Origin of the sequence: Pseudomonas sp. Q1 (assembly GCF_009935975.1) — a bacterium.
Taxonomy (GTDB): domain Bacteria; phylum Pseudomonadota; class Gammaproteobacteria; order Pseudomonadales; family Pseudomonadaceae; genus Aquipseudomonas; species Aquipseudomonas palleroniana.
In genome coordinates, this window is the sequence record NZ_QODI01000001.1 from 364,637 (window position 1) to 381,505 (window position 16,869).

12 protein-coding genes and 2 pseudogenes are annotated in these 16,869 nt (G+C 62.0%); 5 read left to right on the top strand and 9 right to left on the bottom strand.

Going from position 1 to position 16,869, the window contains the following annotated elements; translation table 11 throughout:
* Window positions 1–304 precede the first annotated feature (304 nt).
* From gltB to hemE, 4 genes and pseudogenes are all read left to right on the top strand, one after another.
* Window positions 305–4,750, top strand: coding sequence for a glutamate synthase large subunit (gene gltB, locus DK870_RS01550; protein ID WP_060755200.1), 4,446 nt, complete (start codon window positions 305–307; stop codon window positions 4,748–4,750).
* 32 nt (window positions 4,751–4,782) lie between these two features.
* Complete coding sequence (locus DK870_RS01555) at window positions 4,783–6,201, top strand: FAD-dependent oxidoreductase (RefSeq protein WP_060755199.1); 1,419 nt, start codon at window positions 4,783–4,785, stop codon at window positions 6,199–6,201.
* A gap of 125 nt (window positions 6,202–6,326) precedes the next feature.
* Window positions 6,327–6,575, top strand: a pseudogene (locus DK870_RS01560) (FAD-dependent oxidoreductase); the annotation flags it as partial.
* Between the two features lie 215 nt (window positions 6,576–6,790).
* Window positions 6,791–7,858, top strand: a complete 1,068-nt coding sequence (gene hemE, locus DK870_RS01565) for a uroporphyrinogen decarboxylase (RefSeq protein ID WP_060755197.1) — start codon at window positions 6,791–6,793, stop codon at window positions 7,856–7,858.
* 115 nt (window positions 7,859–7,973) lie between these two features.
* Here the strand turns inward: hemE and DK870_RS01570 are convergent, their stop codons facing one another.
* Entirely contained in the window at window positions 7,974–9,200 is a 1,227-nt protein-coding gene (locus tag DK870_RS01570; RefSeq protein WP_218580376.1) for an MFS transporter, read from the bottom strand.
* A gap of 172 nt (window positions 9,201–9,372) precedes the next feature.
* Between DK870_RS01570 and DK870_RS01575 the strand changes: the two are divergent.
* Window positions 9,373–10,267: pseudogene (locus DK870_RS01575) on the top strand (LysR substrate-binding domain-containing protein).
* A gap of 146 nt (window positions 10,268–10,413) precedes the next feature.
* On the opposite strand, the gene DK870_RS01580 reads toward DK870_RS01575, so the two are convergent.
* From DK870_RS01580 to DK870_RS01615, 8 genes are read right to left on the bottom strand one after another with little or no spacing between them, the layout of a single operon-like run.
* Window positions 10,414–10,809, bottom strand: a complete 396-nt coding sequence (locus DK870_RS01580) for a hypothetical protein (RefSeq protein WP_090367264.1) — start codon at window positions 10,807–10,809, stop codon at window positions 10,414–10,416.
* 26 nt (window positions 10,810–10,835) lie between these two features.
* The gene (locus tag DK870_RS01585) at window positions 10,836–12,062 is read right to left on the bottom strand and encodes a beta-ketoacyl-ACP synthase (protein WP_161547724.1); all 1,227 of its coding nucleotides are present in this window, start codon (window positions 12,060–12,062) and stop codon (window positions 10,836–10,838) included.
* On the bottom strand, window positions 12,062–12,790 hold the full coding sequence (fabG, locus tag DK870_RS01590) for a 3-oxoacyl-ACP reductase FabG (protein ID WP_161547725.1): 729 nt from the start codon (window positions 12,788–12,790) through the stop codon (window positions 12,062–12,064). Before fabG ends, DK870_RS01585 begins: the two co-directional genes overlap by 1 nt.
* Window positions 12,787–13,248, bottom strand: coding sequence for a hotdog family protein (locus DK870_RS01595; RefSeq protein WP_060755191.1), 462 nt, complete (start codon window positions 13,246–13,248; stop codon window positions 12,787–12,789). Before DK870_RS01595 ends, fabG begins: the two co-directional genes overlap by 4 nt.
* Window positions 13,245–14,411, bottom strand: a complete 1,167-nt coding sequence (locus DK870_RS01600; RefSeq protein WP_161547726.1) for a beta-ketoacyl-[acyl-carrier-protein] synthase family protein — start codon at window positions 14,409–14,411, stop codon at window positions 13,245–13,247. Before DK870_RS01600 ends, DK870_RS01595 begins: the two co-directional genes overlap by 4 nt.
* Window positions 14,408–14,890, bottom strand: a complete 483-nt coding sequence (locus DK870_RS01605; RefSeq protein ID WP_161547727.1) for a hypothetical protein — start codon at window positions 14,888–14,890, stop codon at window positions 14,408–14,410. Before DK870_RS01605 ends, DK870_RS01600 begins: the two co-directional genes overlap by 4 nt.
* A complete protein-coding gene (locus DK870_RS01610; protein ID WP_090367255.1) occupies window positions 14,887–15,621 on the bottom strand; it encodes a class I SAM-dependent methyltransferase in 735 nt (244 codons plus the stop codon). The genes DK870_RS01605 and DK870_RS01610 overlap by 4 nt, the downstream gene beginning before the upstream one ends.
* Window positions 15,618–16,865, bottom strand: a complete 1,248-nt coding sequence (locus tag DK870_RS01615; RefSeq protein WP_161547728.1) for a tryptophan 7-halogenase — start codon at window positions 16,863–16,865, stop codon at window positions 15,618–15,620. The genes DK870_RS01610 and DK870_RS01615 overlap by 4 nt, the downstream gene beginning before the upstream one ends.
* Between the last annotated feature and the right edge of the window lie 4 nt (window positions 16,866–16,869).

Genomic DNA, 16,869 nt, shown 5'->3' on the forward strand with positions numbered 1-16,869 from the left:
GCAAGTGCGTGCAGTTCCTCCCGGGACCGCGCGCTTTGTGGTGTCTGCGTCACAGTAGCTTTTGAGTCGTAGCGGTCAGAATTAAAAAAGTTTTGACTAGCACAGCATATCGCTTTAAACCTTTCATAAATGCGACATAGATTTGCGACATTTCGTCGCTAAATTTGTGAGCGTCTGTGTCGGTGTGTACAATGACCTCCCTTTTGCCCCCGCTAAGTCGGCGTACGTTCGACGTGGAAGGTAACCGGTTGAATTGAAAAGAAATTTGCCTCGATATAAGAGGCAGCCTGGTGAGAAAGTGTCTATGAAAGCAGGTCTGTACCAACCCGATGAATTCAAGGATAACTGCGGTTTCGGCCTGATAGCCCATATGCAGGGCGAGCCCAGTCATACCCTTCTGCAAACGGCCATCGAGGCCCTGACCTGCATGACCCACCGCGGTGGGATCAACGCCGACGGTAAAACCGGTGACGGTTGCGGCCTGCTGATTCAAAAGCCCGACCAGTTCCTGCGCGCCGTCGCCAAAGAGCAATTTGCAGTCGACCTGCCCAAGCAATACGCCGTGGGCATGGTGTTCTTCAACCAGGACCCGGTCAAAGCCGAAGCCGCTCGCGAGAACATGAACCGCGAGATCCTGGCTGCCGGCCTGCAACTCGTCGGCTGGCGCAAGGTGCCGATCGACACCAGCGTACTCGGCCGACTGGCCCTGGAGCGCCTGCCACAGATCGAACAAGTGTTCATCGCAGGCGATGGCCTGAGCGACCAGGACATGGCGATCAAGCTGTTTACCTCGCGTCGTCGCTCGTCGGTGGCCAACGCCGCCGACACCGATCACTACATCTGCAGCTTTTCCCACAAGACCATCATTTATAAAGGCCTGATGATGCCGGCGGACTTGACCGCCTTCTATCCGGACCTGAGTGATGAGCGCCTGCAAACCGCAATCTGCGTGTTCCACCAGCGCTTCTCTACCAACACCCTGCCGAAATGGCCGCTGGCCCAGCCATTCCGCTTCCTCGCCCACAACGGCGAGATCAACACCATCACCGGCAACCGCAACTGGGCCGTGGCCCGTCGCACCAAGTTCGCCAACGATCTGATGGACCTGGAAGAGCTCGGCCCGCTGGTCAACCGCGTGGGCTCCGACTCCTCGAGCATGGACAACATGCTCGAACTGATGGTCACCGGCGGCATCGACCTGTTCCGTGGCGTGCGCATGATCATTCCGCCTGCGTGGCAGAACGTCGAGACCATGGACCCGGACCTGCGTGCGTTCTACGAGTACAACTCGATGCACATGGAACCGTGGGACGGCCCGGCCGGCGTGGTCATGACCGACGGTCGCTACGCGGTGTGCCTGCTCGACCGTAACGGTCTGCGCCCGGCGCGCTGGGTCACCACCACCAACGGTTTCATCACCCTGGCGTCGGAAATCGGCGTGTGGGACTACAAGCCGGAAGACGTTATCGCCAAGGGCCGCGTAGGCCCTGGCCAGATCCTGGCCGTGGACACCGAAACCGGGCAGATCCTCGACACCGACGCCATCGATAACCGCTTGAAGTCTCGTCACCCGTACAAGCAATGGCTGCGCAAGAACGCCCTGCGCATCCAGGCGACCATGGAAGACAACGACCACGGTTCGGCTTTCTACGACATCGACCAGCTCAAGCAGTACATGAAGATGTACCAGGTCACGTTCGAAGAGCGCGACCAGGTGCTGCGCCCGCTCGGTGAGCAAGGCTACGAGGCCGTTGGCTCCATGGGCGACGACACGCCGATGGCCGTGCTGTCGCAACGTGTGCGCACGCCGTACGACTATTTCCGCCAGCAGTTCGCCCAGGTGACCAACCCACCGATCGACCCGCTGCGCGAAGCCATCGTGATGTCCCTGGAAGTGTGCCTCGGTGCCGAGCGCAATATCTTCCAGGAATCGCCGGAGCATGCCTCCCGCGTCATCCTCAGTTCGCCAGTGGTGTCCCCGGCCAAGTGGCGCTCGTTGATGACCCTGGATCGTCCGGGTTTTGACCGCCAGATCATCGACCTGAACTACGACGAGAGCCTCGGCCTTGAAGCCGCTGTGCGCAACGTTGCCGACCAGGCCGAAGAGGCTGTACGCGCCGGTCGCACCCAGATCGTACTGACCGACCGCCACATTGCGCCGGGCAAACTGCCGATCCACGCTTCGCTGGCTACCGGTGCGGTACACCACCGCCTGACCGAAAAAGGCCTGCGCTGCGACTCCAACATCCTCGTGGAAACCGCCACCGCCCGCGACCCGCATCACTTCGCGGTGCTGATCGGTTTCGGCGCCTCGGCGGTGTATCCGTTCCTGGCCTACGAAGTGCTGGGCGACCTGATCCGCACCGGTGAAGTACTCGGCGACCTCTATGAGGTGTTCAAGAACTACCGTAAGGGCATCACCAAGGGCCTGCTGAAGATCCTGTCGAAGATGGGCATCTCCACCGTCACCTCGTACCGCGGCGCTCAATTGTTCGAAGCCATCGGTTTGTCCGAAGAAGTCTGCGAACTGAGCTTCCGTGGCGTGCCAAGTCGTATCAAGGGCGCGCGCTTCGTCGACATCGAGGCTGAACAGAAAGCCCTGGCCACCGAAGCCTGGAGTGCGCGCAAGCCGATCCAGCAAGGCGGCCTGCTCAAGTTCGTGCACGGTGGCGAATACCACGCCTACAATCCGGACGTGGTCAACACCCTGCAAGCCGCCGTGCAGCAGGGCGACTACGCCAAGTTCAAGGAATACACCGCGCTGGTGGACAACCGCCCGGTGTCGATGATCCGCGACCTGTTCAAGGTGAAAACCCTGGACACGGCGATGGACATCAACGAAGTCGAACCACTGGAGTCGATCCTCAAGCGCTTCGACTCCGCCGGTATTTCCCTGGGCGCCTTGTCGCCTGAGGCTCACGAAGCCCTGGCCGAAGCCATGAACCGCCTGGGTGCGCGTTCCAACTCCGGCGAAGGCGGTGAAGACCCGGCGCGCTACGGCACGATCAAGAGCTCGAAAATCAAGCAGGTGGCAACCGGCCGTTTCGGTGTGACCCCGGAATACCTGGTCAACGCCGAAGTGCTGCAGATCAAGGTAGCCCAGGGCGCCAAGCCCGGTGAGGGCGGCCAGCTGCCGGGCGGCAAGGTCAACGGTCTGATTGCCAAGCTGCGTTATGCGGTGCCGGGCGTCACGCTGATTTCGCCTCCGCCGCACCACGACATTTATTCAATCGAAGACTTGTCGCAGCTGATTTTCGACCTGAAACAAGTCAACCCGCAGGCCCTGGTCTCGGTGAAACTGGTGGCAGAAGCCGGCGTGGGCACCATCGCCGCCGGTGTGGCCAAGGCCTATGCCGACCTGATCACCATCTCCGGCTACGACGGCGGTACCGGTGCTTCGCCGTTGACTTCCATCAAGTATGCGGGCGCTCCGTGGGAACTCGGCCTGGCTGAAACCCACCAGACCCTGCGTGGCAACGACCTGCGCGGCAAGGTGCGGGTACAGACCGACGGTGGCCTGAAGACCGGCCTTGACGTGATCAAGGCGGCGATCCTCGGCGCCGAAAGCTTCGGCTTCGGTACCGCGCCGATGATTGCCCTTGGCTGCAAATACCTGCGCATCTGCCACCTGAACAACTGCGCCACCGGCGTGGCGACGCAGAACGAGAAGCTGCGCAAGGATCACTACATCGGCACCGTCGACATGGTGGTGAATTTCTTCACCTATGTGGCCGAAGAGACCCGTGAGTGGCTGGCCAAGCTGGGCGTGCGTTCGCTGGAGGAACTGATCGGGCGTACCGACCTGCTCGAAATCCTCGAAGGCCAGACCGCCAAGCAGCATCACCTGGACCTGACGCCGCTGTTGGGCAGTGATCACATCCCGGCCGACAAGCCGCAGTTCTGTGGTGTGGACCGCAACCCGCCGTTCGACAAGGGCCTGCTGGCCGAGAAGATGGTCGAGCTGGCCGCTTCGTCGATCAATGACGCCAGCGGTGGTGAGTTCGCGCTGGATATCTGCAACTGCGACCGCTCCATCGGCGCACGCATCTCCGGCGAAATCGCGCGCAAGCACGGCAACCAGGGCATGGCGAAAGCGCCGATCACCTTCCGCTTCAAGGGCACGGCAGGCCAGAGCTTTGGCGTATGGAACGCCGGCGGCCTGCATATGTACCTGGAAGGCGACGCCAACGACTACGTGGGCAAGGGCATGACCGGCGGCAAGCTGGTGATCGTTCCGCCCAAAGGCAGCGTCTACAAGACCCAGGACAGTGCCATTGTCGGCAACACCTGCTTGTACGGCGCCACGGGGGGCAAGCTGTTTGCCGCCGGTACCGCCGGCGAGCGTTTTGCCGTGCGTAACTCGGGTGCCCACACCGTGGTGGAAGGCACTGGCGATCACTGCTGCGAGTACATGACCGGGGGCTTCGTCGCGGTATTGGGCAAGACCGGTTACAACTTCGGTTCGGGCATGACCGGCGGCTTCGCCTACGTGCTCGACCAGGACAACACCTTCGTCGACAAGGTCAACCACGAGTTGGTCGAGATCCAGCGGATCAGCGGCGAAGCCATGGAGTCCTACCGGAACCACTTGCAACACGTGCTGGACGAGTACGTTGAGGAAACCGGCAGCGAATGGGGTCGTAACCTCGCCGAGAACCTCGATGACTACCTGCGTCGTTTCTGGCTGGTCAAGCCCAAGGCTGCCAACCTGAAATCGTTGCTTTCCAGCATCCGTGCCAACCCGCAGTGATATGCGCCTGAAGAGTTTGATGAGGTTTTAACATGGCTGAACGTCTGAATAACGACTTCCAGTTCATCGATGTCGGGCGCAAAGATCCGAAGAAGAAACTGTTGCGTCAACGCAAGAAAGAGTTCGTGGAAATCTACGAACCCTTCAAACCCCAGCACTCGGCCGACCAGGCCCATCGCTGCCTGGGTTGCGGTAACCCGTATTGCGAATGGAAGTGCCCGGTGCACAACTTCATTCCCAACTGGCTCAAGTTGGTGGCCGAGGGCAACATCCTCGCCGCCGCCGAGCTGTCGCACCAGACCAACACCCTGCCGGAAGTGTGTGGCCGGGTGTGCCCGCAAGACCGTCTGTGCGAGGGCGCGTGCACCCTGAACGATGGCTTCGGCGCAGTGACCATCGGTTCGGTGGAGAAGTACATCACCGACACCGCGTTCGCCATGGGCTGGCGTCCGGACATGTCCAAGGTCAAGCCGACCGGCAAGCGTGTCGCCATCATCGGTGCCGGCCCTGCTGGTCTGGGCTGCGCCGACGTGCTGGTGCGTGGCGGCGTGACCCCGGTGGTGTTCGACAAGAACCCGGAAATCGGCGGCCTGCTGACTTTCGGCATTCCCGAGTTCAAGCTGGAAAAAACCGTACTGAGCAACCGTCGCGAAGTGTTCACCGGCATGGGCATTGAGTTTCGTCTCAATACCGAAGTCGGCAAAGACGTGACCATGGAGCAACTGCTCGAAGAATACGATGCCGTGTTCATGGGCATGGGCACTTACACCTATATGAAGGGCGGCTTTGCCGGTGAGGACCTGCCAGGCGTTTACGACGCTCTGGACTTCCTGATCGCCAACGTCAACCGCAACCTGGGCTTTGAAAAGTCGCCGGAAGATTTCGTCGATATGAAAGGCAAGAAGGTCGTAGTGCTGGGCGGTGGCGACACTGCGATGGACTGCAACCGTACGTCGATCCGCCAGGGCGCCAAGTCGGTGACCTGTGCCTATCGCCGTGACGAAGCCAACATGCCGGGCTCGCGCAAAGAGGTGAAGAACGCCAAGGAAGAAGGCGTGAAGTTCCTCTACAACCGCCAGCCGATTGCGATTGTCGGTGAAGATCGCGTCGAAGGCGTGAAGGTGGTCGAGACGCGTCTTGGCGAACCGGACGCCCGTGGCCGTCGCAGTCCCGAGCCGATCCCGGGTTCCGAAGAGATCATCCCGGCCGACGCCGTGGTCATCGCCTTCGGTTTCCGTCCAAGCCCGGCGCCGTGGTTCGAGCAGTTCCAGATCCAGACCGACAGCCAGGGCCGCGTCGTAGCCCCGGAGCAGGGCCAGTACAAGCACCAGACCAGCAACCCGAAAATCTTCGCCGGCGGCGACATGGTGCGTGGGTCTGACCTGGTGGTTACCGCGATCTTCGAAGGCCGCAATGCCGCCGAAGGGATCCTGGACTACCTGCAGGTCTAATGATCGTTCCCACGCTCTGCGTGGGAATGCCGTCAGGGACGCTCCGCGTCTGCTCTGAAGCGTGACGCGGAGCGTCACAGGATGCATTCCCACGCGGAGCGTGGGAACGATCGAATGAGATCATCCCGGCCGACGCCGTGGTCATCGCCTTCGGTTTCCGTCCAAGCCCGGCGCCGTGGTTCGAGCAGGTCCAGATCCAGACCGACAGCCAGGGCCGCGTCGTAGCCCCGGAGCAGGGCCAGTACAAACACCAGACCAGCAACCCGAAAATCTTCGCCGGCGGCGACATGGTGCGTGGGTCTGACCTGGTGGTTACCGCGATCTTCGAAGGCCGCAACGCCGCCGAAGGGATCCTGGACTACCTGCAGGTCTAATGATCGTTCCCACGCTCTGCGTGGGAATGCCGCCCAGGACGCTCCGCGTCTGCTCTGAAGCGTGACGCGGAGCGTCACAGGATGCATTCCCACGCGGAGCGTGGGAACGATCATATCCGCGACAAATTGACCCGATAGATAAAAGGCACGGCGCATTCCGTGCCTTTTGCGTTGCGCTCTGAGAAAATGCCCGCACTTTTTTTGCGGATGCCGACATGACTGCCCTCAAGAACGACCGTTTCCTTCGTGCCCTGCTCAAGCAACCCGTAGACGTCACACCTGTCTGGATGATGCGTCAAGCCGGTCGCTACCTGCCGGAATACCGCGCCAGTCGCGCCAATGCCGGCGACTTCATGAGCCTGTGCATGAACCCTGCGTTCGCCTGCGAAGTCACGATGCAGCCGCTGGACCGCTACCCGGAACTGGACGCGGCCATCCTCTTCTCCGATATCCTCACCATCCCCGACGCCATGGGCCAAGGCCTGTACTTCGAGACCGGTGAAGGTCCGCGTTTCAAGAAAGTCGTCAGCACCCTGGCCGACATCGAAGCCCTGCCGATTCCTGATCCGCACAAAGACCTCGGTTATGTGATGGACGCCGTCAGCACCATCCGCCGCGAGCTCAATGGTCGCGTGCCGCTGATCGGCTTCTCCGGCAGCCCGTGGACCCTGGCTACCTACATGGTCGAAGGCGGCTCGTCGAAAGACTTCCGCAAGACCAAGGCCATGCTCTACGACAACCCGCAGGCCATGCACCTGCTGCTGGACAAGCTGGCGCAGTCGGTCACCTCCTACCTTAATGGCCAGATCATGGCCGGTGCGCAAGCGGTGCAGATCTTCGACACCTGGGGCGGCAACCTGTCGGCGGCGGCGTACCAGGAGTTCTCCCTGGCCTACATGCGCAAGATCGTCAGCGGCCTGATCCGTGAGCATGAGGGTCGCAAGGTGCCGGTCATCCTGTTCACCAAGAACGGCGGCCTGTGGCTGGAAAGCATCGCCGATGCAGGCGCCGATGCGTTGGGCCTGGACTGGACCTGCGACCTGGGCGAAGCCCGTCAGCGCGTGGGCAACCGCGTTGCGCTGCAAGGCAACATGGACCCGACCGTGCTCTACGCCAAGCCGGAAGCGATCCGCACCGAAGTCGGGCGCATCCTGGCCAGCTACGGCAAGGGCACCGGCCACGTGTTCAACCTCGGCCACGGCATCACGCCGGAAGTGAACCCGGAGCATGCCGGCGCTTTCCTGCGTGCGGTGCACGAGTTGTCGGCGCAATATCACGAGTAACACACAAAAAATGTGGGAGGGGGCTTACTCCCGATAGCGGTGGTTCAGTTACAAATACTGAAACTGACACACCGCTATCGGGAGCAAGCCCCCTCCCACTTTCCACCTTATCGTGTCAGACCTTCACATTCCCCAGCGGCGGCAATTTCGCCAGCTTCAACGCTACCAGCAACGCACCGATCAGCAGCGCCACAATAAACCCGCCAATCCCGTTCCAGCCTGCAAAGTGCCAGAAGAACCCTCCCGCAGTCCCCGCAACACTCGATCCCACGTAGTAGCAGAACAAGTACAGCGAAGACGCCTGCCCCTTGGCTTTTACCGCACGGCGACCGATCCAGCTGCTGGCCACCGAGTGGGCGCCGAAGAAGCCGAACGTGAAGATCAGCATGCCGGGCACCACTAGCCACAGGGGGGTGAAGAGCGTCAGGAGCATGCCGGCGAGCATCAAGACGATAGTGCCCCATAACACGCGGCGGCGGCCGAGGCGGTCGGCCAGGGAGCCGATTTTGGCCGAGCTGTAGATGCCCGAGAGGTACACCAGCGACAGCAGGCCGACCACGGCCTGGCTCAAGTCATACGGGTCGCCGAGCAAGCGATAGCCTATGTAGTTGAACATCGTCACGAATGCGCCCATCAGCATGAAGGCTTCGAGAAACAACCACGGCAAGCCCGCGTCCTTGAAGTGCATGACAAAACCGTCCAGCAGGCTACGGGGCTTGAGGCTGGTGGCGCGGAAGTTGCGCGACTCGGGGAGGATTTTCCAGAACACTGTGGCCGCCATCAGCGCCAGGGCGCCAATGATCAGCATCGCGGTATGCCAACTGACGAAGTCGATCAGGACGCCGATGATCAGGCGGCCGCTCATGCCGCCAATCGCGTTGCCGCCGATGTACAAGCCCATGGCCAGGCCGATGTGCTGCGGATGGATCTCTTCGCTCAGGTAGGTCATCGCCACCGCCGCCAGGCCGCTCAATGACAACCCCACCAGCGCACGCATCAGGAGGATGCCTTCCCACGTCGGCATCAAGCCGCTGGCGATGGTCGCCAGCGCGGCGCAGAACAGCGCTGAAACCATCACGGGTTTGCGCCCCAGCCTATCGGAGATCGGCCCGGTGATCAGCAAGCCGAATGCCAGCATCGCCGTGGACACCGACAGAATCAGGCTGCTTTGCGCCGCATTGATGGAAAACTCATGGGACAGCGCCGGCATCATCGGCTGCACGCAATACAGCAGGGCAAAGGTCGCGAAACCACCGGAGAACAGCGCCAATACGGTGCGCATGAACATCGGCGTGCCTTTTTCGATGTACTCGTCGTTGAGCTGGGCGACCACCTCGTCCAGGGCAGTGGGTGGGCGTTCTTGAGCGAATGGCGCGACAGCAGATTTCACGGGGACCTCGGGAAGCGAAAGCCTGCCAGGACTGGCAATACAAAAAAGAATATAGCTGGCTAATGATTCTTTCCAATATATTGTTCGACCTGTTTGAGAGCTTTTACGACCTAATGAGGCTTGCATGGAATTACGTCATTTGCGCTACTTCATTGCCGTCGCCGAAGAACTGCATTTTGGCCGCGCCGCACAGGTACTGGGCATCTCGCAGCCGCCGCTGAGCCAGCAGATCCAGGCGCTGGAACGGGAAGTGGGGGCGCGTTTGTTCGAGCGCACCAATCGTCGGGTTGAGTTGAGCGAGGCCGGACGGTTGTTCCTGCAAGAGGCGCGGCTGGTACTGGCTCAGGTCGACAAAGCCGCCGATGTAGCGCGGCGCGCGCAATCAGGTGAGCTGGGCGAACTGAAGATCGGCTTTACCTCATCGGCGCCGTTCAACTCCAGCATTCCCCAGGCGATCTTTGCGTTTCGCCAGGCGTTCCCGGCGGTGCATCTGAATTTGCAGGAAATGAGCAGCACCGAAGTGGCCGAGTCGCTGGTGGATGAGTCGATCCAGGTGGGGTTGATGCGCCCGCTGCCGTTGCCCGACTCGCTGGGGGGTCATTGAATTGATGCGCGAGCCGCTGGTGGCCGTGCTGAATGCCGGGCATCCCCTGGTGGACGGCAGTGAGCGCGGCTTGCACCTGGCACAGTTGGCGCAGGAGCCATTTGTGTTTTTCCCGCGGACCTACGGCAGCGGTCTCTACGCTCAACTGCTCAATCTGGCGCGTGACGCCGGTTTCAGCCCGCACTTCGCCCAGGAGGCGGGGGAGGCGATGACCATCATCGGCCTGGTAGCGGCGGGGCTCGGCGTGTCGGTGCTGCCGGCCTCTTACCAGCGCATCCGCATTGATGGCGTGGTGTATCGCACCTTGCTGGATCAAGAGGCGGTGACGGCGGTATGGCTGGTGCAGCGCAAAGGCGCGCAGAGCCCGATGGCGAAAGCGTTTGTGGAGTTGTTGACGCGCCAGCCCGTGCAATGATCGTCCCCACGCTCTGCGTGGGGACGCATCCCGTGACGCTCCGCGTCACCCTGGCACAGGACTGGAGTCTTGCGCCAACAGCGGTACGCGGAGCGTCCCAGGCGGTATTCCCACGCGGAGCGTGGGAATGATCAATGAATCAGAGTTTATTGCAGCCCCGCACCCCGCAACCCCGCCAGAATGTCGCGATCCAGCATGCTCACCCAACGGTTGTAGTTGCGATGGATCTTGCCGTCCTTGTAGCCCAGGTCGCGGCTGTCGCGGTAGGTGATGGCGTAGCTGTTGCGGGTGTAGCGGATGTCGATTTGTGCGTAGAACTGGTTGCGCACGGTGATCTCGGCCTGCACCAACTGCGGGCTCAGGCGCTGCACTGTCCATTCGCGCTTTTGCAGGGCGTTGACGATGACCTGTTTGACTTGCTCTTCACTGACCTGGGGGCCGGCTACCAAATCGTGCTGGGTGTTGAGTACCGGTTTACTGGTGCAACCGGCAGTGCTCAGCAGGGCCAGGGTGATCAGGGTGGCGCGTAGCAGGGAGGACATTCCGTTTTCTCCAATCGATTAAAAAGTCAGGACCAGCGGCGGAAAATCAGCGATGTGTTGACGCCGCCAAAGGCAAAGTTGTTGTTCATCACGTAGTCGTGGTGCATCTCACGCAGACCACCTTGCAGGTAATCCAGCTCGCCGCATTGCGGGTCGACGACGTCCAGGTTGAAGGTATGTACGTACTGGTCGCGATTCATCATCTCGATGCTGAACCACGACTCCAACGCACCGCAGGCGCCCAGGGTGTGGCCCAGGAAGCTTTTTTGCGAACTGATGGGCATGCGGCTGCCGAACAGGCTGCTGGTGGCCAGGGTCTCGGCAATGTCGCCTTGGTCGGTGGCAGTGCCGTGGCCGTTGACGTAGCCGATGGCATCCGGGGTGAGCCCGGCATCTTCCAGGGCCAGCTCCATGGCGCGGCGCATGGTTTTCTGTTCGGGGCGGGTCGTGTGCTGGCCGTCGGCATTGCTGCCGAACCCGACGATCTCGGCGTGGATGTGCGCTCCTCGCGCCAGGGCGTGTTCCAATTCTTCCAGCACCAGCATGCCGCTGCCCTCACCGATCACCAGGCCGTCGCGGCCACTGTCATAAGGCCTTGGGCTGGTTTGCGGTGCATCGTTTTTCAGGCTGGTGGCATAGAGCGCGTCGAATACCATGGCTTCGGTGGGGCACAGTTCTTCGGCGCCGCCGGCAAGCATCATCGGCAGACGGCCGAACTTGATCGCTTCATAGGCATACCCAATGCCCTGACTGCCGCTGGTGCAGGCGCTGGACGTGGGGATCAACCGCCCGGTGAGACCAAAGAAGATACTGATATTCGCCGCGGTGGTGTGGGGCATCATGCGCACATAGGAGTTGGCATTCAGCCCCTCGGCCACCGAATTGAGCAGCATATTGCCAAACGCCTTGATCTCATCGGTGCTGCCGGTGGACGAGCCGCAGGCCACGCCCATGCGCCCGTCCTTGATCGACTCGTCGCACAGCAGACCGGCGTCTTTCAACGCCTGCTCGGCGGCCCACACCGCCAGGCGCGAGACGCGACCCATGCTGCGCAGTTGTTTGCGCGTCCAGTGGGCGGGCACGACGAAATCATCAATCGGCCCGGCCAGGCGTGTATTCAATTCGCTGAAGCGGTCCCACTCATCCATGCGCCGGATGCCGCTGCGGTTGGCGCGGAAGTTGGCCGAGATAGTGGACCAATCGCTGCCCAGGGAGGTCATGCCGGCCATGCCGGTGACGACGACACGCTTCATCAGCACAGGCCTCCGTTCACCGCCAGCACCTGGCGAGTGATGTAGCCGGCTTCGGCCGACATCAGGAAATTCACCGCGCCGGCGACTTCTTCCGGGGTGCCCATGCGCTGCGCCGGGATCATCTTCATCAGCTCTTCAACCGGCACGTTTTCATCGAGCATCGCGGTGTCGATCAGGCCGGGAGCCACACAGTTGACGGTGATCTTGCGTTTGCCCAGCTCGATGGCCAGTGCCTTGGCTGCGCCGATCAGGCCGGCTTTCGAGGCGCTGTAGTTGACCTGGCCACGGTTGCCGATCAGCCCCGATACCGAGGTGATGCACACGATACGCCCGGCCGCACGACGGCGGATCATCGGCATCATCACCGGATGCAATACGTTGTAGAAACCATCGAGGTTGGTGCGCATCACCACGTCCCAATCGTCTTCGGACAAGGCTGGGAACGCACCGTCGCGGGTCAGGCCGGCGTTGAGTACCACGCCGTAATAGGCGCCATGCTGCTCCACGTCCGCCTCCAGGATTTGCTTGCAGCGCGCGCGGTCCGCCACATCGAACTGCAGCACCCGCGCCCGGCGCCCCAGGGCCTGGATTTCGACCTGCACCGCATCGGCTTCGGCACGGCCGCTGCGGCAATGCAGCACGATGTCATGCCCGGCCTGGGCCAGGCGCAAGGCAATGGCGCGGCCGATGCCACGGCTGGAGCCGGTGACCAGTACGGATTCAGTCATGGCGTTTCGTCCTTAGATTCATCTAAATAGTTGGCCGCCTGGGGCGGTCGAAATACGTTCAAGCGGGCGCTGGCCTGGATACCGTCGCCGGTCAGGTGGCATTCGAACACCCCCATGCCGTTATCGTCTTCCAGGGAACGCAGGCCGTGGATGCGCAGCTCGGCGCCTGCGGGGAAGTGTTCCACGTTGCACTCGAACTTGCGTGTGCCCAACAGGAAGCCCAGTTCCACGGCTTCGCCTTTCTGGCGCGCTCGGCAACCGGCATAGGCGGCGACGCTCTGCGCCATCAGCTCGATGCCGACCCAGGCCGGCAGGCTGCCGTCCGGACGGCTGAACAAACCGCCGGGTTTGACGGTGACACGGGTGTGGACCTGCTCCTCATCGAACGACAGCACCTGGTCGATCAGGATCATGTCGCCCGCATGGGGCAGCAGTTCGGCGAGTGGCCAATCGATCATGGGGCCTCTGCGATTATCAGGCTGATGTTATTGCCGCCGAAGGCAAACGAGTTGCTCATCAGGCAGCGTTTTTTCAAAGTGTCGCCCGCTGCGGCCCATTGCAAGGCCGGCAATGCCGGGTCGGCCTGGCCATCCCACACATGCGGCGGCACTGCACCGTGAGCCAGGCTCAGCCAGCAGAAGGCCGCTTCCAATGCACCGGCTGCGCCGAGGGTATGGCCGCTCATGGGTTTGGTCGACGAGCAGGCCACACCCTGGGGGAACAGGCTGGCCACGGCCAGGCTCTCCATGGCGTCATTGTGCAGAGTGGCGGTGCCGTGCAGGTTCAGGTAGCCGATCTGTTCCGGCGCCAGTTTCGCACTGGCCAGGGCCTTGCGCATGGCGTGCAACGCACCTTTGCCGGAGGGTTCGGGGGCGGAAATGTGGTGGGCATCACAGCTGGCGCCGCTGCCGATCAACGCGATGGGCGCAGGCTGGCGACTCATCAGGAACAGCACCGCCGCTTCGCCGATGTTGATGCCGTTACGGTTTACCGAAAATGGATTGCAACGTTCGCTCGACACCGCTTCCAGCGCGGTGAAGCCGTTAAGCGTCAACTTGCACAGACTGTCTACGCCGCCGCAGATCACCGCATCGCATACGCCCAGGTCCAGCAGGCGCTGGGCACTGACCAGCGCACGGGCACTGGACGTGCACGCTGTGGAAATCACATAGGCCGGGCCGCTCAAGTGCAGCCAGTCGGCGAGGAAATTCGCCGGCGCGCTGAGCTCCTGCTGCTGGTAGTCATAGTCGCCGGGGAATTGCTGATTGCGCAGGTAATGGGCGATACCGCGGCTGGCTTCATCGATGCCCGACGTGCTGGTGCCCAACACGACACCCACGCGTGCTGCACCGTGAGTGTGGATCGCCTGACGAATCTCGTCTTCAATCTGCAGCGCCGCTTCCAGCAACAGTTGGTTGTTACGGCTATTTTGTGCGCCCAGCGCTGCGGGAATGTCTGCCAGCTCACCCCGCACGCCGCCTACCGGCAGCACGCGATCCGGCACCCAGCCGCTCTCGGCACGCATGCCCGAGCAGTCGCCGGCAAACAGGCTGCGGCTGACTTCGGCTTGGCCGCGCCCCAGCGCGCAGATCACGCCGAGCGCATTCAGATAGGCCGTCATCGGCCCACCCCAAGCGGCGTGATGCGATAGCTCAACGGCTGCCCATTCATGTTCACACTGAACACCTCGGAAGACTGATACACGATTTGCCAGTGCCCCGGCAGCGTACGCGTCAGGTCCCTCGCCTGGGCGCTCGGGTACAGCGCAGGCACGTCATCGGCCGACGTCAGGGCAAACAGCAGCGCAGCGAACAGCTCCCGCGCCTGAGGGTTGGGCGGCAGCAAACCATCGGCCTGCCACTGGCCATCGACCAGTTTTTGGCGGGCCTGGGGAATGCCCAGCGGGTCCATCATCGACCAGCGAATCGCGCTGCCTTCACGCTGGATGACCAGCAACCAGTCCTGGGTCTGGCCGCCCGTGCGGCGCTGTACATGCAGTTGCATCGGCAAGCTCAACGCCGGATTTTTCGCCGGCAGCGGCGGCTGGCTGGCGCAGGCGCTCAGCAGCAACAGGCAGCCGATCAGCAACAGGCGGATCATAGGGTGGCACTCGCCAGAGGTTTACGCGCTACGCAGTTGACCAGCGTTTCCTCACGTTGGCCCACCGGCGGCGGATTGCGCAGGCCCCAGCGTTCGAGCAGGCCGAAATCGCTGGCACGGCTCCACCACAGATAGGGGTATGAGACGTTCTGCGGGCCAAATTCAAAGCCCTGTTCGCGGAGCATCTGCAGGTACTCTTCGGCGCTCTTCTGCACGTGCATCGGGTGACGGAACAGCCAGCGGATCACCCAGGTATCGATGTAGGCTTCGGTCGACTCGGCAAACAGCAAGTAACCACCGGGCTTGAGCACTCGGTAGAACTCTTTGAGTGCGCGATGCTGTTCGACCAGATGATGAAAGGTCTGGTGGCAGAACAGGATGTCGACGCTTTCGTCCGGCACCTGCAGGGTCGCGCAGTCGCTGCCGATCAACTCCACCGCCAGGCCTTGGCGGGCGGCTTCGGCCTGGCTCAGCGCCAGGCTGTGAGGGTCGGCATCCAGGCCGATCAGGCGCTCGGGCGCAAAGACCTGCTGCAAATAGCGAAACGACTTGCCCTGGCCGCAACCGGCGTCCAGCAATACCGGCGCCACCGGCAACGGTTCGCTGAACAAGCTGCGCAGGTCATTGATCGCCACGCGCAACACATGGTGTTGCCAGGTGTGGCTGCGCAGGAACCAGAAACCGAACCGGGTTTCTTCGACGTAGTTCTTACTCAGGTACTGGGTAGTCATACCGTTTCACTCGCACAAATTTCCGACAACATCCGCAGGCGCCGCTTGGGTTCGCTGACAAACGGGTTACGTTCATCCCAGGCATAACCGGCGAGGATCGAGCTGATCATCCGACGGATCTCCGGTGAGCTGCCCGGGTGAAAGATCACGTCCTGGAACGTTCCGGCATACCAGCCTTCGACGTAGCAACGGAAGGTATCGACACCGCGCTTGAGCGGCTCGGCAAACTCGGTTTGCCAGTCGACGGTTTCGCCCTTCAATTGGCGATGCAGCACATCCGCCGCCATGCTCGCCGAACGCATGGCAATGGTCACGCCGGAGGAGAATACCGGGTCGAGGAACTCCGCCGCATTGCCCAACAGCGCAAAGCCCGGCCCGTGCAGGGTTGTGACGTTGGCCGAGTAACCGCCGATGGTCCGTGCCGGCGTGTCCCAGACGGCGTTTTGCAGTACGCCGCGCAGGCTCGGGGTTTCATCGATGAAGCCCCGCAGGCACGCGTCGAGATCGCTGTCGCGGCCGTCAAAGTGTTGTTTGGCCGCCACTACGCCCACTGAACAACGCCCGTTGCTGAAGGGGATGGTCCAGAACCAGATATCGCGCTTCGTCGGGTGGGTGGTCACGAGGATTTTGCTGCGGTCGAAACCTGGGTGCGTGATGCGGTCCTCGACGTGAGTGAATACCGCCTGGCGCAAGGGAAAGTTCGAAGGGGCTTCCAGTTCCAGCAGGCGCGGCAACACGCGGCCATAACCACTGGCATCCAGCACGAATCTGGCCTTGATGTGGTACTCGCTGCCGTTCTCCCGGCGGATATGCAGGTAGCGGCACTCGCCACTCAAGTCCACACCCGCGACGGTTTCGCCGTAGCGAATGTCCACGCCTTGCAGTGCCGCCTGATCGGCCAGCAACTTGTCGAACTCGCCGCGCTGCACCTGGAAGGTGGTCGGCTTGCCGTCGCTGAAGGTGTCGCCGAAATCAAACGCGCTGTAGCGCTCGCCCCAGGCGAACGCCGCACCGGTTTTCACCTGGAAGCCCGCTGCTTGCACGGCGTCGAGCATGCCGGCTTCTTCGATAAAGTCGATGCAGTGGGACAGCAGGCTTTCGCCAATCGAGAACCGTGGGAAATGCTGGCGCTCGATGATCAATACGTCATGCCCGTTGCGCTTTAACAGCGCGGCGGCGATAGCCCCGGATGGTCCGGCGCCGATCACGACCACCTGGCGACGTTCCATTTCAACTATTGGCACGAGG